Source organism: Dactylosporangium sp. CA-152071 (assembly GCF_050936335.1).
GTDB classification, from domain to species: Bacteria; Actinomycetota; Actinomycetes; order Mycobacteriales; family Micromonosporaceae; genus Dactylosporangium; species Dactylosporangium maewongense.
In genome coordinates this window covers 146766-167166 of record NZ_JBNJMZ010000002.1, presented here as the reverse complement: position 1 = coordinate 167166, position 20401 = coordinate 146766, and the positions used below count along the sequence as shown (strand labels likewise).

22 protein-coding genes are annotated in these 20401 nt (G+C 72.8%); 13 read left to right on the top strand and 9 right to left on the bottom strand.

Translation table 11 applies throughout. From position 1 onward, the window contains the following. The first annotated feature begins 23 nt into the window (after positions 1-23). The 5 genes from ACQEVZ_RS40740 (at position 24) to ACQEVZ_RS40720 (ending at position 3796) form a co-directional block, all read left to right on the top strand. Positions 24-290, top strand: coding sequence for a helix-turn-helix domain-containing protein (locus tag ACQEVZ_RS40740; protein ID WP_344507401.1), 267 nt, complete (start codon positions 24-26; stop codon positions 288-290). A gap of 81 nt (positions 291-371) precedes the next feature. Then, complete coding sequence (locus tag ACQEVZ_RS40735) at positions 372-1475, top strand: cellulose binding domain-containing protein (RefSeq protein WP_433377550.1); 1104 nt, start codon at positions 372-374, stop codon at positions 1473-1475. A 77-nt stretch (positions 1476-1552) separates the two neighbouring features. Then, positions 1553-1900, top strand: a complete 348-nt coding sequence (locus tag ACQEVZ_RS40730; protein WP_433377547.1) for a hypothetical protein — start codon at positions 1553-1555, stop codon at positions 1898-1900. Between the two features lie 152 nt (positions 1901-2052). Then, the gene (locus tag ACQEVZ_RS40725) at positions 2053-2547 is read left to right on the top strand and encodes a cation:proton antiporter regulatory subunit (RefSeq protein ID WP_344507395.1); all 495 of its coding nucleotides are present in this window, start codon (positions 2053-2055) and stop codon (positions 2545-2547) included. 118 nt (positions 2548-2665) lie between these two features. Further along, positions 2666-3796, top strand: coding sequence for an alpha-lytic protease prodomain-containing protein (locus tag ACQEVZ_RS40720; protein ID WP_433377543.1), 1131 nt, complete (start codon positions 2666-2668; stop codon positions 3794-3796). Positions 3797-3799: 3 nt separating this feature from the next. Here the strand turns inward: ACQEVZ_RS40720 and ACQEVZ_RS40715 are convergent, their stop codons facing one another. Further along, entirely contained in the window at positions 3800-4228 is a 429-nt protein-coding gene (locus tag ACQEVZ_RS40715; protein ID WP_344507391.1) for a MarR family winged helix-turn-helix transcriptional regulator, read from the bottom strand. Between the two features lie 36 nt (positions 4229-4264). On the opposite strand from ACQEVZ_RS40715, the gene ACQEVZ_RS40710 reads away from it, so the two are divergent. Further along, entirely contained in the window at positions 4265-5500 is a 1236-nt protein-coding gene (locus ACQEVZ_RS40710; RefSeq protein WP_433377540.1) for a multidrug effflux MFS transporter, read from the top strand. 6 nt (positions 5501-5506) lie between these two features. Here ACQEVZ_RS40710 and ACQEVZ_RS40705 read toward each other — a convergent pair whose 3' ends face one another. From ACQEVZ_RS40705 to ACQEVZ_RS40695, 3 genes are all read right to left on the bottom strand, one after another. Beyond that, positions 5507-6109: an O-methyltransferase gene (locus ACQEVZ_RS40705; protein WP_354901802.1), complete on the bottom strand. Its 603-nt coding sequence runs from the start codon at positions 6107-6109 to the stop codon at positions 5507-5509. Between the two features lie 22 nt (positions 6110-6131). Continuing rightward, positions 6132-6743, bottom strand: coding sequence for a YdeI/OmpD-associated family protein (locus ACQEVZ_RS40700; protein ID WP_433377536.1), 612 nt, complete (start codon positions 6741-6743; stop codon positions 6132-6134). 62 nt (positions 6744-6805) lie between these two features. Further along, a complete protein-coding gene (locus ACQEVZ_RS40695) occupies positions 6806-7351 on the bottom strand; it encodes an anthrone oxygenase family protein (RefSeq protein ID WP_433377533.1) in 546 nt (181 codons plus the stop codon). Between the two features lie 78 nt (positions 7352-7429). Between ACQEVZ_RS40695 and ACQEVZ_RS40690 the strand changes: the two genes are divergently transcribed. The 4 genes from ACQEVZ_RS40690 to ACQEVZ_RS40675 all read left to right on the top strand — a co-directional run bounded on the left by ACQEVZ_RS40690 (position 7430) and on the right by ACQEVZ_RS40675 (position 11018). Then, the gene (locus ACQEVZ_RS40690; RefSeq protein WP_433377530.1) at positions 7430-8098 is read left to right on the top strand and encodes a TetR/AcrR family transcriptional regulator; all 669 of its coding nucleotides are present in this window, start codon (positions 7430-7432) and stop codon (positions 8096-8098) included. Between the two features lie 164 nt (positions 8099-8262). Continuing rightward, positions 8263-8628 (top strand): hypothetical protein, encoded by a 366-nt coding sequence (locus ACQEVZ_RS40685; protein WP_433377527.1) that lies wholly within the window; start codon positions 8263-8265, stop codon positions 8626-8628. After that, positions 8625-8978 (top strand): hypothetical protein, encoded by a 354-nt coding sequence (locus ACQEVZ_RS40680; RefSeq protein WP_433377524.1) that lies wholly within the window; start codon positions 8625-8627, stop codon positions 8976-8978. The genes ACQEVZ_RS40685 and ACQEVZ_RS40680 overlap by 4 nt, the downstream gene beginning before the upstream one ends. A gap of 24 nt (positions 8979-9002) precedes the next feature. Next, positions 9003-11018 (top strand): hypothetical protein, encoded by a 2016-nt coding sequence (locus ACQEVZ_RS40675; RefSeq protein ID WP_433377521.1) that lies wholly within the window; start codon positions 9003-9005, stop codon positions 11016-11018. 55 nt (positions 11019-11073) lie between these two features. On the opposite strand, the gene ACQEVZ_RS40670 is transcribed toward ACQEVZ_RS40675, so the two are convergent. Then, positions 11074-12090, bottom strand: coding sequence for a hypothetical protein (locus ACQEVZ_RS40670; protein ID WP_433377518.1), 1017 nt, complete (start codon positions 12088-12090; stop codon positions 11074-11076). Positions 12091-12413: 323 nt separating this feature from the next. Here ACQEVZ_RS40670 and ACQEVZ_RS40665 point away from each other — a divergent pair, with 323 nt between their 5' ends. Continuing rightward, a complete protein-coding gene (locus tag ACQEVZ_RS40665; RefSeq protein ID WP_354901819.1) occupies positions 12414-13880 on the top strand; it encodes a glutamate synthase subunit beta in 1467 nt (488 codons plus the stop codon). Positions 13881-13962: 82 nt separating this feature from the next. Here the strand turns inward: ACQEVZ_RS40665 and ACQEVZ_RS40660 are convergent, their stop codons facing one another. Both ACQEVZ_RS40660 and ACQEVZ_RS40655 read right to left on the bottom strand, forming a co-directional pair. After that, positions 13963-14883 carry an SRPBCC family protein gene (locus ACQEVZ_RS40660; protein WP_433377515.1) on the bottom strand — a complete coding sequence of 307 codons (921 nt, stop codon included), beginning with the start codon at positions 14881-14883 and terminating at the stop codon, positions 13963-13965. 90 nt (positions 14884-14973) lie between these two features. Further along, positions 14974-15642 carry a hypothetical protein gene (locus tag ACQEVZ_RS40655; RefSeq protein ID WP_433377512.1) on the bottom strand — a complete coding sequence of 223 codons (669 nt, stop codon included), beginning with the start codon at positions 15640-15642 and terminating at the stop codon, positions 14974-14976. Between ACQEVZ_RS40655 and ACQEVZ_RS40650 the strand changes: the two genes are divergently transcribed. Continuing rightward, positions 15634-16023: a helix-turn-helix transcriptional regulator gene (locus ACQEVZ_RS40650; RefSeq protein ID WP_433377509.1), complete on the top strand. Its 390-nt coding sequence runs from the start codon at positions 15634-15636 to the stop codon at positions 16021-16023. The two genes, ACQEVZ_RS40655 and ACQEVZ_RS40650, sit on opposite strands and share 9 nt — an antisense overlap. A gap of 164 nt (positions 16024-16187) precedes the next feature. After that, on the top strand, positions 16188-18095 hold the full coding sequence (locus tag ACQEVZ_RS40645; RefSeq protein ID WP_433377506.1) for a putative bifunctional diguanylate cyclase/phosphodiesterase: 1908 nt from the start codon (positions 16188-16190) through the stop codon (positions 18093-18095). Between the two features lie 324 nt (positions 18096-18419). Here the strand turns inward: ACQEVZ_RS40645 and ACQEVZ_RS40640 are convergent, their stop codons facing one another. After that, complete coding sequence (locus ACQEVZ_RS40640; protein WP_433377503.1) at positions 18420-18620, bottom strand: DUF2625 family protein; 201 nt, start codon at positions 18618-18620, stop codon at positions 18420-18422. A 179-nt stretch (positions 18621-18799) separates the two neighbouring features. Then, on the bottom strand, positions 18800-20317 hold the full coding sequence (locus tag ACQEVZ_RS40635) for a diguanylate cyclase domain-containing protein (protein ID WP_433377500.1): 1518 nt from the start codon (positions 20315-20317) through the stop codon (positions 18800-18802). Positions 20318-20401 lie beyond the last annotated feature (84 nt).

The following is a 20401-nucleotide window of genomic DNA, read 5'->3' as shown; positions in this document are numbered from 1 at the left end:
GTCCGGGGCGGTATCCTGCTCGCATGGTTCGCCAACCACTCTCCGTCGAACAGATCGCCGCGGGCCAGCGCCTCGGAGCGGCACTGCGGGCCGCGCGGGCGGGCCGCAGCCTCGTCGAGGTGGCCCTGGCGGCCGGCATCTCCCCCGAGACGCTGCGCAAGATCGAAACGGGCCGCCTCCCGGCGCCTGCGTTCGGCACCGTGGTCTGCCTGAGCCAGGCCCTGGGCGTCCCCCTCAGCGACCTGGCCGACGCCTGGCTCCCCGACACCCCCGTCCGCCAGGCGTCGTAACTTTCACGTCGCCGCTGGCCGTACAGTGGCAGCCGACCCGATTCGTTGACCGCCGTCGATGCGGTGAGCCAGTCTCGGGCCATGCCCGGAACTCGATCGCTGCTTCGGCTGGCGTCCGTCGCCGGCACCGCCATGCTCGCCGGCGCCCTGCTGGTGGCCGTCAACGACGCCAACGGCAGCGTGGCGGTCACCCCCGCCCCGCCCGCGCCCTCAACCTCGGGGACGCCCAACACCTCGCCGTTCCCGCCGACCCCGCCCACGAACCTGCGGGCGACGGCCGTCACGTCCACGTCGGTGACGCTGAGCTGGACCGCCTCGAGCCGCGGCTGCTGCGCGGTCACCGGCTACGACATCACGTCCATGCCGGCGTTCAACGACTACGGCCGGGTCATCGCCGTCGGCGACGTCACCACGGCCACCGTCACCACCGACATCCGGCCGGGCCAGCAGTACACCTTCCAGGTCTCGGCCCACGACGACCTCGGCCACCGCTCCGGCGGCTCGAACACGGTCGTCGTCGTCACGCCGGTCACCGACACCGGCCCGGACACCGTGCCGCCCGCCGCGCCGACCGGCCTGCGGGCCGACCCGACCAGCGGGCCCAGCACCACGCTGACCTGGTCGCCCTCCACGGACAACGTGGCCGTCACCGGCTACAACGTCTACCGCTTCGACGGCGTGTTCATCTCCACGCTGCTGGCCACGGTCCCCGGCACCACGTACACGGCGGCGGTGGTGTCGCCCCGCGACCAGTTCTACGTCCGGGCCCGCGACGCGGCCGGCAACGTCTCGATCGCCTCCAACACGGTCGTCGTCACCGGCGGGACCGGCGGGCCGGGCAGCCCGTCCGCAAGCTCGCCGCCAGTGCTGTCGTGCCGCGCCACATTCACGTACACATCGGTGTGGGCCAACGGGTTCGTCGCCGACGTCACGGTCACCAACACAGGGACGACGCCCATCTACGACTGGGTCATCACCTTCACGTTCCCCGGCGACCAGCGCGTCACCCAGGCCTGGAACGCCACCTCCAGCCAGACCGGCGCCGCGGTCACCCTCACCCATGCGAGCTGGAACCGGGTCATCCCGCCTGGTGGTTCGGTGACCGTGGGCATGTACGGCACCCGGACCGCACCGCCCACCCCGCCGCCGACCGTCTACGTCAACGGGGTGCCCTGCACCGCCTGACTGTCCACTTGCGACTCCCGCCCGAACGCCCGTTTCGCCTGGTAGGGTAGACGGTTCCGACGGGCGGGAGGTGCGGGATGAGATTCGCTCCCGTCCTGCGCACGACCGCCGTCGGCCTGGCGCTGAGCGCGTGCCTCATGCTGCTCGGGCTCTCCCGGGCCCACGACGCGCTGCCCGGCGACACGTTCCAGCTCGCCCGCGGCACGGTCGCCATCGCCGCGGCCGGTGCCGAGACACCGCACGGCAGGAAGCTGCCCGAGTCGCGGGACCTGCGGTCCGGCGCGCCGCACTGGCTCGCCGTGCTCCCACCAGTCGCCGGCGCCGACCCCGTCCTGGGGCCGGCGTGCCGCGGCCCGGCCGCCGCCATCGTCCACGCCGGACGGCCGGCGGCGGCGCCGACCTGCCGGGGCCCACCCATCCCCTGAGCGTCCACGTTGTCCGCAGCCGCGACCCTGCCGGGGTCGACGGTCTCGTCGCGTTGACCCTCAGGAGGTCGTCCGTCATGAACCCCACACCACCGATCACGCCGGCACGCCGGCGCCCCCGACCCGGATCCCCACCGCCGCCGGCGCCGCGCATGGCCACCCGGCGGAGCGTCCCGCGCACCACCAGCGCTCCCCTGCCCGGCATCGGCACGCTGCACGTGCTCGCCGCCCGGGACGGGCACCACGTCGGCGTCATCCGGCACGACGACGACCGGCGGGAGCTCGTCGTGTACGACCCGGCCGACCCGGACACCCGCCTCACCGGGGTCCTGCTCACCGCAGCGGAGGCCCGTACCGTGGCCGAACTGGTCGGCACGACCGGCCCGATGACGCACTGCGCCCGCCTCGACCGGCACACCGACGGCGTCGCGGTGCTGCAGGTCCTCATCGGGGCGGACTCGCCGCGGGTCGGCAGGCCCCTGACCGGCACCGGCGTCGCCGGCGCGACCGTCATCGCGGTGGTCCGTGACGAGCACGTCGTGCCGTCCCCCGGGCCGGACCTGCGGTGCCGGGCCGGCGACATCGTCGTCGTCATCGGCCGGCCGGACGCCGCGTTCGAGGTGATCGACTCGGTGACGGCGGCCTGATGTACCGCTTGCTGTATCGCCAACAGGATCGCTGAGTGCCCTACCGCCGGACGCACCCGGGTGGTGCCATCGAGTGCACCGAGCAACCATGCTCGTCGATGTTTCCGGAGGCGGTCTCATGCGTTCGCTGTGCAGGCGGTACATCGTGACGGCGCTCGTCGGCATCGTGGGTGCGGCGGCGTCCGCCGTGCCCGCCGGCGCGGCGCCGTCACCGCTCGTCGTCGACCAGGCCCGCGCCGACGAGCTCGTCTCCCTCGCGGGCGCCGACCAGGCGACCTTCGGCGGGGTGAGCGTCGACGAGGCCGGCAACGTCCTGACCATCCGGTACGCGCCGGGCCGGCTCGCCGCGGCGCGTTCCAAGGTGGGCCCCAGCGCCGCCGGTCAGGGCGGGCGGGGATGGCGGGTCGACCTCGTCCCGGTCAGCCACAGCCTGGCCGAGCTGGACGCGGTGCGCCAACGCGTCGGCCGGTGGCGGCCCGGCGGCGCGTCACTGTCGGAGTGGTACGTCGACGTCACCCACAACCGCGTCGCGGTCGGCGTGACGGAGCTGTCGCCACGGCTGGTGGCCGCCGCGCGGGCGGAGTTCGGCGACCGGGTCGCCCTGCACCAGGCCGCGCGGGCGACCAGGGCGAGCCGGACCGCCGACTGGAAGCCCTGGGCCGCCGGGATCCGGATCACCTCGGGCGGCACGGCCTGCACCGCCGGGTTCTTCGTCGAGGTGCCCGGCACGCCGGCCACCCGCAGGATGGTCACGTCGGGCCACTGCTTCGCCAACGCCGCGGTCGTCTCCAACAACGGTGTCTCGATCGGCACGGTGACAAGCCGGACGCTGACGGACAACGGCAAGGACGTCGAGTACGTCCTCGGGACCTTCACGCCGTGGACCTACAAGGGCCCCTCGACCAGCGACTACGGTGACACCATCCGCGGGACGAAGGCCTCCGTGGTCGGCCAGACGTTCTGCACCAACGGCGCGTTCGGCGGCGAGGTGTGCTCGGGCACGGTCGACGCGACGAACCTCTGCGTGCTGATGACCGACGGCATCACCACGTGCAGCCTCGACCGGCTGGTCAGCGGCGGCGGCGTCATGACCCGGCTGGGCGACAGCGGCGGCAACGTCTTCACCTATGACGCGGCCGGGCTGAAGATCGGCGGGATGATCGTGGCCATGTCGCCGGGCGGCACCACGACGTACTTCCACCCGGCCGCCGCCGTGACGCCGAGGGGCTGGCGGGTCTCCGTCGGCTGACGCTCAGCGCGCCGTGGTGAAGTGCCGCTCCAGGCGGTCGAGCAGCGCGGTGCACCGGCGGACGTCGCCGAGGTCCTCACCGAGGGCCTCGGCGAGCTCGCGGGCCCAGACGGCGCGCAGCGTCCGCAGGTTGGCGGCGGCGCGTTCGGTCGGGTGGACGGCGACGCCGCGGCCGGCGGTGGCACGGCGGGCGACCATGCCCTTCTCCTCGAGGCCGCGCAGGGCGGTGCTGACGTTGGTGCGCTGGAGCCCGGCGCGGTCGGCGATCTGGCTGGGCGAGGCGCCCGGGAAGAGGTCCACGACCCGCATCACGTGCCGCTCGGTCTCGGTCATGGGCACGACGTCGGGGCCTTCCGGTGTACGGGCGCGCACCAGCCGGCCGACATTGAGGATCAGCTGCGCCAGGTCGGCGAGATCGGTGTCGTTGCCCACGGTTCACATCCTAGTGGATTATGACATCATAGTTATGTGCTGATAACCCTTGCCGGCGAGGACCTGCGCCGCGGGCGGCGGGCCCGGCTGGCGGTGGTGCTCGGCTCGCTCGCCGCGTTCGGCCCGCTCACCATCGACATGTACCTGCCGGCGATGCCCGGCATGGCGCACGACCTGCACACCAGCGCGCCGCTGGTGCAGCTGACGCTGACCGTCTTCGTGGTCGGGCTCGCCGCCGGTCAGGTGATCGCCGGCCCGCTGTCGGACGCCTGGGGACGCCGCCGGCCGCTCCTGCTGGGCCTGGCCCTGTACGTCGCCGGCTCCCTGTGGTGCGCGTTCGCCCCGGACGTCGGCTGGCTGATCGCCGGCCGGGCCGTGCAGTCCCTCGGCGCCGCGACCGGCGTCGTGCTGTCCCGCGCGATCGTCCGGGACCTCTTCGAGGGCACCGCCATGACCCGCTTCTTCTCCACGCTCATGCTCGTCAACGGCGCCGCCCCGATCCTGGCGCCCGTCGTCGGCGGGCAGCTGCTGACGGTCGCCACCTGGCGGGCGGTGTTCCTGGTGCTGGCCGGCTTCGGCACCGTCCTGTCCGTCGCGGTCGTCCTCGCGCTGCCCGAGTCGCTGCCCGCGCAACGCCGCCGGTCCGGCTTCCGCGGCACGCTGCGCGCGTTCCGGACCCTCGGCACCGACCGGCACTACCTGCGGCACGTCCTGGCCGCGGCGCTGATGTTCGCGGCGGTGTTCGCCTACATCTCCGGCTCGTCGTTCGTTCTGCAGGAGGTGTACGGGCTGAGCGCCCAGCAGTTCAGCCTCGTCTTCGGCGGCAACGGCCTGGGCATCGTGCTCTTCGGCCAGCTCAACGGGCTGCTCGTCGGCCGGGTCGCGCACGAGCGCACGCTGCTGCGCGGCGCCCTCTGCGTCGCCGTCACGGGCGCCACCGGCGTCGTCGTGGCCGCCGCGGCCCGCCTGCCGCTGCCGGTGCTGCTCGTCTCCCTGTTCGTCGTCGTGTCGATGCTGGGCGTCGTGCTGGCCAACGCCACCTCGCTCGCCCTCGCCGGGCACGGCGCCTCCGCCGGTGCCGCCTCCTCGCTGCAGGGGCTGCTGCAGTTCCTGGTCGCGGGCGTCGCGGCGTCCGCCATGAGCCTGGCCGGCCAGGCTTCCGCCGTACCGATGGCGGCGACGATGCTCGTCTGTGCCGCCGCCGCGCTCGGCGTGCTGACGCTTGCCCGACAGCCGGTATCTGCCCGGTCCGCTCCCCCGTCCTCGCCGTGACCCTGTTCAGCCGATGTACGTGGCGACGAGCGACGCCGCGGTCGGCGTCACGCGTATCTCCGTTGTCCGTAGCCGCGGATGCTCCAGCCAGAACATGCGTGCTTCGTCGAGCTCTCCTGCGTGTCGGGGCGGCCAACTGGTCATGGGAGTGAAGTCGTCGATCACCACCACGGCCCCTCGGCGGAGCCAGTCGGCCGGTTCGAGCGGTGGCTCGTCCGCCTTGCCCTGGCCGCCGCCGTCGAGGACCAGCATGTCGAACGGCGCCTCGTCAACCAGCTCGCGCCAATCACCGCAGCGAACCTTCACCCGCGAGTCATCCGCGAACAGCTGTTGCGCTCGCTGGGCTCGATGCGGTTCTCGTTCGATGCTGAACAGTTGAGCGTCAGGATGCGCCCCGCTGACCATCCACGCCAGGCCGACGCCGTACCCAGTGCCGGTCTCGGCGATGCGTCCGGCGCCGATCCCGGCGGCCAGCAGCTGCAGCAAGCGACCGTGCTCAGGCAGGCACGACGCGGTGAAACCGGCGCCGCGGGCCGCCGCCACCGCGGCGGCGACACGGTCCGGCAGATCAAGCTGAGTCTCGTGCCGCGCGGTTCCGCCGATCGCCATAGCCGAATGATGCCGTATCCCGTCACGATGCCGGCGGGTCCGCCGGCCTGGCTCGCTGCGGATGGATCGTCTCGTGCCGGGCGAGCATCGCTACGAACTCGGCGATCTTCCGGGTGCGCGTCTCGGCCCGCTTGACGGTATTGACCCGGCTGATGAGGGAGAAGCGGTTGGTCTTGGTGAGCACGTCGAACATCGCCTGCGCCGCTGGGTCGGCGGCGATCGCGGCGCGCAGGTCGGCCGGCACCTCCGCTTCCGACGACGGCGCATAGGCGGCTGTCCACCGCCCGTCGGCCTTCGCGGCGTCCACCGCGGCCCGGCCGGCGGGCAGCATCAGGCCGGCCGCCTCCAGCCGGGCCACGTTGGCGACATCGCGCTGGGACCAGACGCTGCGGGGCCGGCGCGGGGTGAACCGCCTCCAGGAACTCCCCTCGTCGCGCTTGCGGGCCTGCCCGTCGATCCAGCCGAAGCACAGTGCCTCGTCGACCGCGTGCTGCCAGGTCAGCGTGGTGACGGAGCCGTCCTTCCTGGTCAGCGCAAGCCACACGCCAGGGGAGGCGGTGTGGTGCTCCAGCAGCCACGCGCGCAGCGCCACGCCGTCAGCCACGATCAACTCGTCCAGTTCGGTTCCGGCCACCACCACAGGCTAGTGGAACGATCATGCTGGGTGGCGCCGCCGAGTCCGCTGGGCTGGACGGACTACACCTTCGGTTGAGCTGCCGTCAGCTCGGCTGACCGGCTCGGGTTCGGGTTCGGTGTGGCGCTGGACGGCGTCGCCGCCCGCTCCACGACGTGGGCAGCCAGGAGGGTTACCAGGGTCAGCAGGGCGAGGAAGGTACGCACCAGGTGCAGTCGCTGCCAGCGGCTGCGGACCTCGGTCCAGTCGGCTGGTGGAGCGTCCGGGTTCCACGTGTCGCCGATGGCGTTGAGTGGCTCCAGCCGGCTCACGGTCAGCCCGATGGTGACCACGATGAGCAGGATCGCCACGACCGCCGCGACGAAGGCGGGCTTCGAACGGCCGTAGCTCAGCACTGCGGTGAGGGTCAGCAGGCCCAGACAGGTCAGCAACATCGGTGGCATGGCCCGGCTCATATCGGTGTTCATGGCTTGCCACCAGCGCGTGTAGGCGTCGGCGGGCAGGCGGGTAACGCTCGGCGCGATGACCACGAACAAGACGCCGCCGGCATACAGCGCGACGAGCGCCGTTGCCAGGGCACGCACGACCTCGAACGACCAGGTACGCATGACCGAACTCCACTCGATTGGATCGACTTATATTGAATAGAATGTCTTCCACTGAAAATTCTGGCAACATGGTGTCCGATGACCGACAAGCCCAAACGCCGGTACGAAAGCGAACTCCGTCGCGAGCAGTCCGACGGCACGCGCCAGCGAATTGCCGACGCCGCCCGGGAACTCATGCTCGCCCGCGGTTACGCCGACACCACCATGGGCGACGTGGCTGCCGCAGCCGGGGTTGCGGTCCAGACGCTCTACGCCGCCTGCCCCGGAGGAAAGGCAGGCCTGGCAAAGCTGGTCTACGACACGACCCTGGCCGGCGACGCCGCGCCGGTCGCGATGAGCGAGCGGCCGGCCGTGGCGGCGATCATCGCCGAGCCCGACCCAGCGCGCAAACTGCAGCTCTACGCCAGCATGGTGGCCACCACCGCCGAACGCATCGCCCCGGTGCACGCGGTGCTGCGCGCGGCGGCCGGCGGCCTGGGTTCACTCCTGCAGGAGTCGGAGGCCCAGCGCCGCACCGGGACTCGCGGCCCAGCCGGCATGCTCGCCGCGGCCGGCGCTCTGCGACCCGGCGTCGACGTGGACCGCGCGGCCGACATCATCTTCGCGCTGACGTCGATCGAGGTCTTCGAACGACTGACAACCACCTGCGGCTGGCCCATCGACGACTACGCCGACTGGCTGACCTCCACGCTCACCGACGCGCTGCTGCCACACCAGCCGGTTCGGCACACGCAGCCCGCGGACTGACCCACAGGCCCGAAACACGTCGACACGATGTCGCGCAGCGCCCGCGCGACGGCCACCTCGATCGACGCCCTCCAACCTGCCAGGCCTTGCTCGTCCAAGCGGCATCCCTCCAGTCCGGCTGCTCCACACGCGGGCATCGTCCGGTGACGCCTACGATCATCACCGTGGCCGAGACCGTGATGCTCATGTTCAGCTACTTCGAGCACGACTGGGACGAGAGTCTTGAGGGTGCTGAGGCGATGGATGCGGAGCTGATGCGGCGCGTCACCGAGGGTGAGTGGACGCCGTACAGCGGCGACGAACCCGACCCGGAGGACATCGCGACGATCGAGGAGCTTGAGGCCCGCGCCCGCGAGGCGGTCGACGAGTGGGACGTGCCCGACGACGTCGTGCGCGTCCCGATCGAGAAGCTGCGGGCCGTCATCGACGGCGGGGGCTGGACGTTCGTCGCGGGCGAGTTCTCCGAGTTCGAAGGGCACCACAACGACACCGAGTACGTCGTCAAGCTCACCCGGCAGCCGGCGGCATGACCGAGTCCGTGCTGCTGATGTTCAGCTACTTCGAGCACGACTGGGACGAGAGCATCGACAACCCCGAGGCGGCGACCACGGAGCTGATGCGACGCGTCACCGAGGGTGATTGGACACCGTACAGCGGCGACGAACCCGACCCGGACGACATCGCCACGATCGAGGACCTCGAGGCCCGCGCCCGCGAATCGATCGACGCGTGGAACGTCCCAGACGACGCCGTCCGCATCCCCATCGACAAGCTGCGGGCCATCATCGCCGACGGCGGCTGGACGTTCGTCGCCGGCGAGTTCACGGAGCTCGTCGGAAACCACCACGACACCGAGTACGTCGTCCAACTCACCCGGTAACCGCCGCGGGGTAGGGTGCGCGGCGTGCTTGGTGGCCTTGACGCAGTTGCCTGGGGCGAGCTGTCACACGCGTACGGCAGCGCGGGCGACGTGCCGGACCTTCTCCGGCAGGCGGCATCCGAGGACAACGAGGAGGCCATCTCCGAGCTGCACGGCAGCATCTTCCACCAGGGCACGGTGTACCCCGCTACGGCGGCCGCGGTGCCGTTTCTCGCGGAGCTGGCCGCGGTGGCCGCGGTCCGTCGGGCTGACTTCGTCTGGATGCTCGGCATGCTCGCCGACCCCCAGCACGCCTCCGGTGCCGCCTTCCCGCAGGTACGGGCGGCGGTCAACGACCAGTTGGAGCCGCTGACGGGCCTGCTCGACGACGCCGAGCCCGCGGTCCGCGAGGCCGCCGCGTATGCCGCCACCAGGGCCGACGTCGCCGCCGGGGCGTTGTGGCAACGGTGGGCGGTCGAGGACGACCCGAAGGCGCGGGCGGCCCTGGCACTCGCGTTGGGCGAGGTGGATCCCGGCGCCGCCGAAGCGGCGCTCGGCGAGGCTGCCCTGCGCGGCGGGCCGGCGGTCAGCGCGGCGGCCGCGGTGGCGTTGCTCCGGGCCGGCCTGGATTGGCCGGCGGGCACGGTCCCCGCCGTGGTGGCCGCGATCGACGCGGGCGCGACCGTCGCCTGGCCGTGGACCCGCGGAGCGGAATGGTTCGAAGACCTCGCGACCCACGAGGTGGTCCAGCACATGCTGCGGTCCGGCAACCCGCGGACCCGCGAGTCCGGGCTTTGGGCGTTGAGCGCCCGGTGCGACGCCCGGCGATCGGCGCCCGCGCTGCTCGTGCCGATGGTCGCGGCGCTGCTCGACGATCCGGATCCTGACGTCCGCGATCAGGTGATGCACGTGCTGCGCCGGGCGGGCGCCGCGGCCGGGCAGTTCGCCGATGTGGTGGCCGACGTCGCCGCCCGCTTCTCCGACACGGCCGGGGCGTCGGGATTCACCGTCGAATACCGGGCGGTCGAGACGTTGCACCGGCTCGGTGACCCGCGCTGGGTGGTGCCGGTCTGTGCGGCGGCCGCCCGAGGGCACCGGTTCCGGTTCGCGCCCGGCGCGGTCCGCTGCACGCCGGAGGTCCTGGCCACGGTGCACGGCCGGCTGGTCGCCCGTCCGGCGGACGCCGAGGTGCTGGCCGGGATGGTCGGGCACTGGGGCGCCGGCGCCGCCGTGCTCGTGCCGGCGCTGGCCGCCGCCTTGCCGCACGCCGGTCCGCAGGTCGCTCAGGCGCTGCTGCTGTTGGGTCACGACGAGCACGCCGCCGTCCCGTACTGGCGGATTCGAGCGACGGAAGCAGGTGACCTGGACGCGGCGCTGGCGGTCCGGCGGCTGACCGGGGAAACCGGCGTCGTTGTCGACGCTCTCCGGGTCGCTCTCACCAGCGGTGCGGGGCCGTCTCTGCCGGACCTCAATGGCCTCGGCGATGCCTTGGCCTCCTTGCTGCCCGTCGCGGCCCCGTTCCTGACCGGTGTCGCCGCGCCGGTCCACCCACAGCGCGACCAACAAGTCCTGGCGGCCAGGGTGGTGGCGGCGGTGGCCGGTCCGACGGAGGTGCTGCCGACCGTGGAGGCGGTGCTGGCCGCCGGGGACACCCCGGCGCGTCATGCCGCGGACCTGATCGCCGACCTTGCGCTCGGCTCACCCGGCTCGGTCGCCCGCTTGGAACCGCTGCTGCGCGACCGCCTGGGTGACCGCTGGAATAGGTTGTCCGCCGTACGGGCGCTCGCCCGGCTCGGCGTGCCGACGGCGGAGTCGGCCGAGCCGCTCGGCCGCGGGATCCTCGACTACGGCGGGCGCTCAGCGCTCCCGCTCATCGTGGAACTGCACGCGGTCGAGACGATTCCCGTCCTGGAAGCGCTCCTCGACGGCGACGACCGCTCCGGCGTGGCCAGCTCCGCCGACGACGTCGTCTGGGCCGACGAACTGTTCCAGGAACGCATCAGCGAAGCCCTCGGCAGCCTCAGGCGGGATTTGGCCGGGCGGCGTCCTCGATTTCGGTGATCTCTGCCCCGGTAGTGCCGCTCCGGGCCGCCGCACCCCACCGGTGACGCGGCCGCTACGGCTTGGGGGTTGTGGGGGGTTTGGCGCAGTCGTCGCCGATGTCGAGGGTGTGGTCGGGGCGCAGGATGGCGTCGGCGGGTTCGGATTCGCTCGGGTGGGGGGTGGCGGGTGCCGGTTTGCCCGGGGCGAGCAGGCCCTTGTCGGCGCCGGCGCAGTCCATCCATGCGACGTAGGAGTCGGTGTCGGCGATCCACATGCCGCGGTCGTTCTTGCGGACCTGGTCGGGCTTCGGGAACTCCCAGCGGATGCTGTCGTGGACGGCGGCGATCGGGGTTGGCTGGCGCACGTCGAACGCGTAGACCCAGACGAAGTTCGTGGTGACGCGCAGGGTCTGGACGCCGTCGACCTTGGCGGAGTCGAAGGTGACGCGGCCACTGACGCGGGGCTGCTCGTCCGGGTCGAGTTTCGTGGACGGGTCGATCCAGGTCACCGCGTTGATGCGGGTGGCGCCGGTGAGCCACTTCGTGGTCCCGGCGCGGGCGTTCGGTGCCAGCAGGGCGAGGAACGCGGAGTTGTCGTGGCCGACGAGCGTCTTCCGGTCCAGGCGGCCGGCCACCAGCGCCTGGTGCACCAGTTGCAGGTCCGCGCCCACCTCGGCCTGGGTGAAGCCGGTGACGGCGGTCGCCGGCGGCATGGTGATCCCGGCGTCGCCCTTGGGGTACGTCGCGGCCGCGGTGCCGTCGAACGGGCCCGTCGGGGTGGCGCTCGCCGAGGTGGTCACGGAGATGCCGCTGGGCACCGGTTGGGTCGGGTAGGCGGCCGTTCCGGTGTCGCCGCTGCCCGGATCGGACGTGAACGCCGCTTTCACATACGGGAAGGCGGCGGCCAGGAGCACCGCCGCGGCGACGGCGCTGGCGATCCAGAGGGTCGTCTTGGTGACCTCGGACCAACGGAAGGACCAACGGAAGAGGCGCGCCACGCGGCCCCAGCGGTGGGCCCGCTTCGCCCGTCGTTCGACGTCCTTGGCCCAGTCGTCAAGCCCGTGGAACGGGTCGTCGTCGTGGTCGTTCATTGTGCTCTCATCCGCCCGGGCTTGATCATCTGGCGGCACAGTATGCACGACCGGCCGGACCCTGCACAGCCGTCCCGCGGCGACGGCACGCCACTATCTGGGACGGCGTGATCGGCACCGGGGCGCCACGAGCGCCTGCCAGAACGCCAGGTCGTGCGCCGTCGCTTCCACCAGGTGGGAGGGGTGCAGGCATGGTGTGGGAAATTTGGCTCCGGTACCCACTGTGAGAAACCTGGGCTGCACCGCTAAGGTGCACCGACAGGCCGGGCCAACGCTGTCCCACCGTATTCCGATGCACCCACAGGCAACGGTGGAGGTCAGGCATGCCCGATCCGATGGGCTTCATGAAGTACCGGCGTCAGCTGCCGCTGCTGCGTCCTGTGACCGAGCGGGTCGCGGACTGGCGCGACGTCTACCAGCGCGCGGACTCGCAGCTCATCCACGAGCAGGCCGCCCGGTGCATGAACTGCGGTGTCCCGTACTGCCACAACGGCTGCCCGCTGGGCAACCTGATCCCGGACTGGAACGACCTGGTCCGCACCGGTGACTGGGAGCGCGCGGCCGACGTGCTGCACGCGACCAACAACTTCCCCGAGTTCACCGGGCGGCTGTGCCCGGCGCCGTGCGAGGCCGCCTGCGTCCTCGGCATCGGTGACGACCCGGTCACGATCAAGCAGGTCGAGGTCGAGATCATCAACCGCGCCACCGACGGCGGGCCGCTCAAGCCGTTCCCGGTGGCGGCGCCGTCGGGGCGCAGCGTCGCCGTGGTCGGGTCCGGCCCGGCCGGTCTCGCCGCGGCGCAGCAGCTGGCCCGCGCCGGTCACGCGACCACGGTGTACGAGCGCAGCGACGCCATCGGCGGCCTGCTGCGCTACGGCATCCCGGACTTCAAGTTCGAGAAGCACCACATCGACCAGCGCGTCGCCCAGCTCGAGGCGGAGGGCGTGACGTTCGTCACCAGCTGCCACGTCGGCGAGGACGTGTCGCTCGCGGACCTGCGCAAGCAGCACGACGCCGTCGTCCTGGCCTGCGGCGCGCTCGACGCCCGTGACGTGCCGGACACCCCCGGCCGCGAGCTGAGCGGCATCCACCAGGCCATGGAGTACCTGGAGGGCGCCAACCGGGTCGTCGCCGGCTCGCTGGACGCCCCGCCGATCAGCGCCGAAGGGCGTCACGTCATCGTCGTCGGTGGCGGTGACACCGCGGCGGACTGCCTCGGCACCGCGCACCGCCAGGGCGCGGCCAGCGTCCAGCTCGTCGAGGTCGCCCCGCTGCCCCCGCCGCAGCGCGACTCGGCCCGCAACCCGTGGCCGACCTGGCCGATCATGCTGCGCAGCGGCTCGGCCCACGAGGAGGGCGGCGAGCGCAACTTCGGCTGCGCGATCCGCCGCTTCATCGGCACCGAGGACGGCAAACTCCGGGCGGTCGAGCTGGTCGACGTCCTGCTCGGTCCGGGCTTCACCCTCACCGAGGTCGAGGGCACCATCCGCGAGATCCCCGCGGACCTGGCCCTGCTGGCGATCGGTTTCGGCGGCACGCAGGACGGCGCCCACCTCGAGCAGGTCGAGCTGACCCGCAACCGGCGCGGCACGATCGACACCGACGCCGCGTGGCAGACCGACGCGCCGGGCATCTTCGTCGCCGGTGACGCCCGCCGCGGGCCGTCGCTGATCGTGTGGGCGATCGCCGAGGGCCGCTCCGCGGCGGCGGCGGTCCACGAGTACCTCGGCACCGGCGGCGCCCTGCCGTCGCCGATCACCCCGTCCTCGATGCCGCTCGCCGCGCACTGAGCGCACCCGGCGACACCGTGCAGGGCGGAGCGGCATCACCGCTCCGCCCTCCCCCTTTGCGCACCGGGTCCGGCCGGCGCCGTCAGTCGTCGATGGCGAACATCCCGGCGGGGATGCCCGGTGCCTCGTACTGGCGCCAGATCCGGCGGAAGCCGGGCACCTCGAGGTAGCGCCGCACCGCGGCGAGGCCACTGAGCCAGCCGGACCAGCCCGGGTAGGGCGGGTTCTCCACGTCGAACCCGCTCTGCACGAACGTGAGCCGGGTCCGGCCGCCCGAGCCCTCCAGCTCCCAGGTGGAGGTGAGCCCGTCGGGGAACCGCAGCGACGCCCGGCGCCCCGGCTCGAACTCGACGAACCTGACGCCGCCCGACGGGTCCAGGTCGAAGCCGCCCATCGCGAACCGGCCGTCCACCCTCGGCTCGATGTCGACGCGGACACCGGACCACCTGGTGTAGCGGTCCGACTGGGTGAGCGCGTCGAACACCGCCTGCGGCGTGGCGTCGATGACCACCGAGCCCTGCAGCTGCGGTGAGGTGTAGTCGCACTTCGGGGTCAGCTCGCGCCCCGCCAGGTGGTCGTGCAGGTTCTCCAGGGCGAGCGTCCAGAACGTCTGCAGCTCACCGCGCGGCCCCGCCATGTCCGACAGGACCTCCGCGAAGGTCGGCAGGTCCGTCTGCGTCAGGGTGAGCAGCGTGCTCTCCGTGCCGTCGGCGCCGGCCTCGTGCTCGGTCAGGGTGATCTCGACCGTGGTCTCGACACCGCCGACGGTCCAGGCCAGCCGCAGGCCGCGCTCGTCGGCGGACAGCACCCGCTGCCGCGGCTCGGCACCGTCGGGCGTGTGGCGGCCCCAGAACTGGAACCGGTCGGGCAGCGTCACCTCGGCCTGCTCGGCCAGCCACACCCGCAGCGCGGCCGCGTCGGTCAGCGCGGCGTGGACCACCTTCAGCGCGGCCGGCATGACCGCGCTCAGCCGCAGATCACTGTGCTCTGTCAGCTCTGTCATTGGGATCTCCTTCGGTACTGCCTACTGGAGCCGCCGAGTTGGGCGAGGTCACTCATGCGAAAGCGAGTCTTTACGTAAAAAGATGTTTTGTCAATCGCCCACACGCAGCCCGTCCGCCGCCGTGTGAGGCCTGTGTGAGGCCCGTGGCGAGCACGTCCGGCAGTCGCCGCGGCGGCGGATGCGGTACGCGGCCGCGGCGACGGCCAGGGCGGCGCCCCATACCGGCCACAGCAGGGCGGGGCCCATCATCGCCAGCTTGTCCGGGTCGGGGTCCAGGTACAGCACGCGGGCGAACATCAGGCCCGCCGACGTGACCGCCATCGCGACGACGACCGCGGGGACGACGGCGAGGGCGACCGGCACGCGGCGTCCGCGCAGCAACGGGATCCAGCGCGGGAACCGTTCGCCCCACGGGCGGATGAGGCCGAAGGTCAGCACCGAGCCGATGAGGCCCATGCCGCCCAGCGCCGCGCCGCCCCACCAGATGCCCGGCATCTCCTCGGCCATGTCGCGCAGCTGGGCGGAGCTGAAGCCGAGGGGGATGCCGAGGGCCCAGGCGAACCGGGTCGCGGCGTACACGACCGGGACACCGGCAGCGACCCACACCGCCGCCCTGCCCCAGCGCGCCGGATCCCGGCCGGGGGCCTGAAGGCCGGCCCGGCCGCAGGTCGCACAGGCGCCGCGGCGGGCACGGCGGTGGGCGAGCGCGGCGAGGGCGAACAGGACACCGCCGGCCATCAGGATGCCCTGATGCAGCACCGGCCACGGCAGCTGCGAGGCGACCGACACCCCGTCGGGCCAGCCGAACGGCTTGCCGGCGAGCAGGTCCGGGCGGCGATGGCCGGCGACACGCTGATCAGCCCGCAGCTGACCGTCCGGCTGCTGCGCCGCCTCCAGCCGCTGCCCGCGGCGGCGGCCGGCGTCTCAGGGCTGACCGGCCGGGAGCGGGACGTCGCCAGGGCGGTGGCGGCCGGCGGCACCAACGCGGAGATCGCCGAGTCGCTCAGCATCTCCGCCGGGACGGTGAAGACCCACGTCGCCAGCATCCAGGCCAAGCTCGGCGTGCGGAACCGGGTCGGCATCGCCGCCCGCATGTGGGCCGCGGGCGAGGCCGGCGGCCCACCCGACCCGGCCGGCTGACACCGGCGGACGGCGGACGGTCGCAACCGGGGTGCAGCCGGGGAGCGGCGCGCGGGCCGCGCTCAGCCCCGGACCGTGCGCCCCGATGTCGTGGTGTCGGACGACGGCCAGGCATTCGAGGGGCGGCGGCAGTGCAGCGTTCGCAGCGACGGCGGTGGTACGCCGTGACCGGCCTCGCCGTGATCATGCTGGGCCTGACCGGTCTGAGCGTCACCGGGGTGGCGCAGACCCGCCGGTCGGCGGCGGCCGTCAGCAAGGTGTGCGCGCTCGCCGCCGCGTACGGCCGCATCCACGACGCCGTCATCACCGAGGAGCGCAGCGAGCGGCTGTACCGGGTCGAGCCAGGATCGGTCGTGCGGACGTCGCACACCACCGCGGGCGCGTCGCTGCAGGACGCGCTGCTCGACGTGGAACGGTTCGGCACCGACACCGACCGGCGCCTGGCGACCGAGCTCGGCGCGCTGCACGGGCAGTACCTGCAGGCGGTCACCGACGTCTTCGACGCCGTCGACGACGGTGACGTGGCCCGGATCGACACCGGCCGCGCGCAGTCGCTGTTCGAGCGGATCAACCGGATCGTGCAGACCGCGACCGTCGAACGGGACGCGCAGGCCGCCCGCGCGCTGCGGCACCTGGAGCGGGTCGAGACGCTCGCGTTCATCGCGACGGTCGCCGGGTTCGCGGTCGGGCTGGTGCTGATGACGGTGCTGCTGGTGGCCAGCGTGGGGTACCAGCGCCGGCTGATGCGGCACGCCGCCTCCAGCGAGTACCTGGCCTCGCACGACTCGCTGACCGGCCTGCCGAACCGGGCGCTGTTCGCCCGCCGCGCCGCCGACGCGCTGCGGGACGCGCAGGACCGCGGCGCCGGCACCTCCGTGCTGATGCTGGACCTGGACCGGTTCAAGGAGGTCAACGACACCCTGGGCCACCACTACGGCGACGAGCTGCTGCGGCAGGTCGCGGCCCGGACCAGCGCCACGGTGCGCTCCGGCGACCTGGTCGCGCGGCTGTCCGGGGACGAGTTCGCGATCCTGCTGCCGCAGGCCGCCGCGCACGACGCCGCCCGCCTGGCCACCCGCCTGCAGAGCGAGCTGCACCGCAGCTTCGTGCTCGACGACGTGACCGTCGACATCGAGGCCAGCATCGGCGTCGCGGCGGCCCCGGAGCACGCCACCACGGTCGAGGCCGCCCTGCGCTGCGCCGACATCGCCATGTACAGCGCGAAGGACACCAAGACCGGTGTCGCCGTCTACGACCCGGCGATGCAGGTCGAGGACGGCAGCCGCCTGCTGCTGCTCGGCGACCTGCGCCGCGCCCTGGACAGCACCGACCAGCTCACCCTGCACTACCAGCCGAAGGTCCGGCTCAACGACGGGCAGGTGTCCGGTGCCGAGGCCCTCGTGCGCTGGCAGCACCCGACCCGCGGCGCGATCCCACCGGCGGAGTTCATCCCCGTCGCCGAGACCACCGGACTGATCAGCCGGCTCACCCTGTACGTGCTGCGCGCCGCGCTCGGTCAGGTCCGCACCTGGCTGGACGACGGCCTGACCCTGCCGGTCGCGGTCAACGTGTCGCCGCGCTGCCTGCTCGACGCGGGCCTGGTCGGCCACGTCGTCGCGCTGCTGCGCGAGTTCGACGTGCCGGCGTCGCTGCTGCGGCTGGAGGTGACGGAGTCGGCCGTCATGGCGAACCCCGCGACCGCCACCGCCACCCTCACCGAGCTGCACGAGCTCGGCGTCCGGCTGTCGATCGACGACTACGGCACCGGCTACTCGTCCATGGCGTACCTGAAGCGCCTGCCCGTCGACGAGCTGAAGGTCGACCGCACGTTCGTCCTGCACATGGACGCCGACCACGACGACGCCGTCCTCGTCCGCGGCGCGATCGAGCTCGGCCACAACCTCGGCATGACCGTCGTCGCCGAGGGTGTCGAGGGCATCGCCCACGTCGCCGCCCTGCAGGCGCTCGGCTGCGACATCGCCCAGGGCTACCACTACGCCCGCCCGATGCCCGCGGCCGACCTCAGCCGGTGGATCAGCGACCAGCGCCCCGCCACCGTCCCGGTCGGCTGACGCCGCTCGTTCTGCTGCCGCGCCGACAAGCACGCAGCCCGGCTTGATCCGTTACGGGTCAAGCCGGACGATCTCGGGTTGGTTCTGCGGAAGGCCCGCAGCGTCGCATGGTTGGAGCCGTGCAAGGCTGAGGCGGTGGAACAGCCTGCGTGGACCGACGCCGGCCACCTCGGTTTCCCACCCCGGCCAGCGCAAGCAAGGCCTCGTAGAACTGCGAAATCGCACCCGCGAACATCGAGCCAGTCGCCATACCCGAGCTCGAGGTCCTGCCAGGCGAGATGACCAGCACTCGGGTCCGACTTGGCAGCCACATCCGGCAGCCCGTCATGGCCGCCCTCGAGTACCCGGAGCCAACCGTGGTCGATCCACCAGCCCGCCACTGTCGGCGACCACCGCCCCGAGCCACGACCTGGCCGTGATTCCCAGGGCTGTCAGGCAGACCGACGCCCGCTCCGGATTGACCGGCAGCACCTCCACCGGATACGGAGCTGCTGCCACAAGCTGCGAGATGTTGCCCTGGATCACGGGATCAGCGCAGTGCCGCCGCCCTGGACCCGGGAGGGTAGGGACCTTTCCGCGGTGTCCCGTAAGCCGATCCCGTTAGCACAGCTCGTTTCGGTTCACCGGGAATTCGCGCGTCAGCTCGGCTTCCTGTAGCACGCCGCTGCCTCTCCGCCCGGCAGGCGACCAGATCGGGAGGGAGGTCAGCGGCCGGTGGTGGCGGGCGCGGGGGTGTCGCTGAGGCGCCAGCTGTTCTTGCCGGCGGACTTGACCGCGTACATGGCCGTGTCGGCGCGGCGGAGCAGGTCGGCGGCGCCGCCCGGGGCGTCGCTGACGGCGGCGATGCCGATGCTCGCGCCGACCCGGACCGGGTTGCCGCCGATGACGGCGTGGGCGGCGACGGCCTGCACCAGCCGGCTGGCGAGGCCGGCGGCGCGCCCGCCGGTCTGGCCGGTGAGCACGACGAACTCGTCGCCGCCGAGGCGGCAGACGACCGCGTCGTCGCCGGCCTCGCGGGTCAGCCGGCCGGCGACGTCGCACAGCAGCTGGTCCCCGACCACGTGCCCGAAGGTGTCGTTCACCGCCTTGAACCCGTCCAGGTCGATGAGCAGCAGCGCGGTGTCGTCGCCGGTCGCGGTGAACCGCTCGATCGCCTCGTCCACGTAGCGGCTGAACGAGGCCCGGTTCGCCAGGCCGGTCAGCTCGTCGTGCCACGCCTGGTGCCGCAGTTGCTCGGTGAGCGCCCTGTTCTGCGTGAGCAGCCGGTTGTTCTCGTGCAGGGCCGCCAGCTGGCGGGTCGCGACCAGGACCAGCAGGACGCCGGTGCCGGCCAGGACTCCCCCGCGGCGCCAGTCGAGCCCGGGGCCGACGACGGCGACCAGCAGCCCGAACGCGGCGGCGGAGGCGCCGTACGGCAGGACGCTGAACGGCCGGTCGCGGCGGGCCAGGGGCGGCACGGTGCCGGCGACGCTCGCCTGGTGCTGCAGCACCGCCCCGGTCAGCGAGGACAGCTGCGCCAGCAGCAGCAGGACGGTCGGGGCGATCGGCGCCTCCTCCTGCCCGATGGGCAGCGCGGTGGCGACGCCCGACAGCGTGATGCAGGCGGCGTAGCAGGCCAGGGTCGGGCGGGTGAGCAGGCCGGCGCCGACGAGCGCCACGCGGAGCACGCCGAACCCGGCGACGAGGACCGTCACCGGCAGGGCCAGGGTCTCCGACAGCGACAGCCAGCCGAGGTCCGGGGCCCAGTGGCTGCTGACCGTGAAGTACCAGATGAACGCGGCGGTGCCGACGAGCACGATGCCGGCGTCGAGGCCGACGCGCAGCTTCTGCGACCGGCTGTGGGTGACGGTCGGGTAGCGGAACACGGCGTACATGGTGAACACGCCGGCGACCGGATAGACCAGTTGCGCGCCGTACATCGACACGGACCGCCCGCTGACCGAGGTCGTCAGCAGCGCGGCGAGGTCCACGGCCATGCCGATCGCGTACACCAGCAGCGCCCGCGCCAGGCTGACCCAGAACCGGGCGGCCGCGGGCGGTACCCCGGGGACGCGCGACGTGCGGTGCACCACGAACGTCAGCGCACCGAGCAGCCCGAGGTCGGCCAGGACCGTCACCGGCCGGGAGGCGTCCGGCGGCAGCAGCAGCCCGGCGAGCACCGCCAGCACCGCCAGCACCGCACCGGCCGGCAGCAACGCGCCGACCCCGCGAGACAGCCGCATCCTCAACCCTCCTCGCCCCCGCCAGCTGGTCGTCGGCAGACATCGGCACCGTCCGGGCCGACTTGAACAATCCCCGCACGCCCG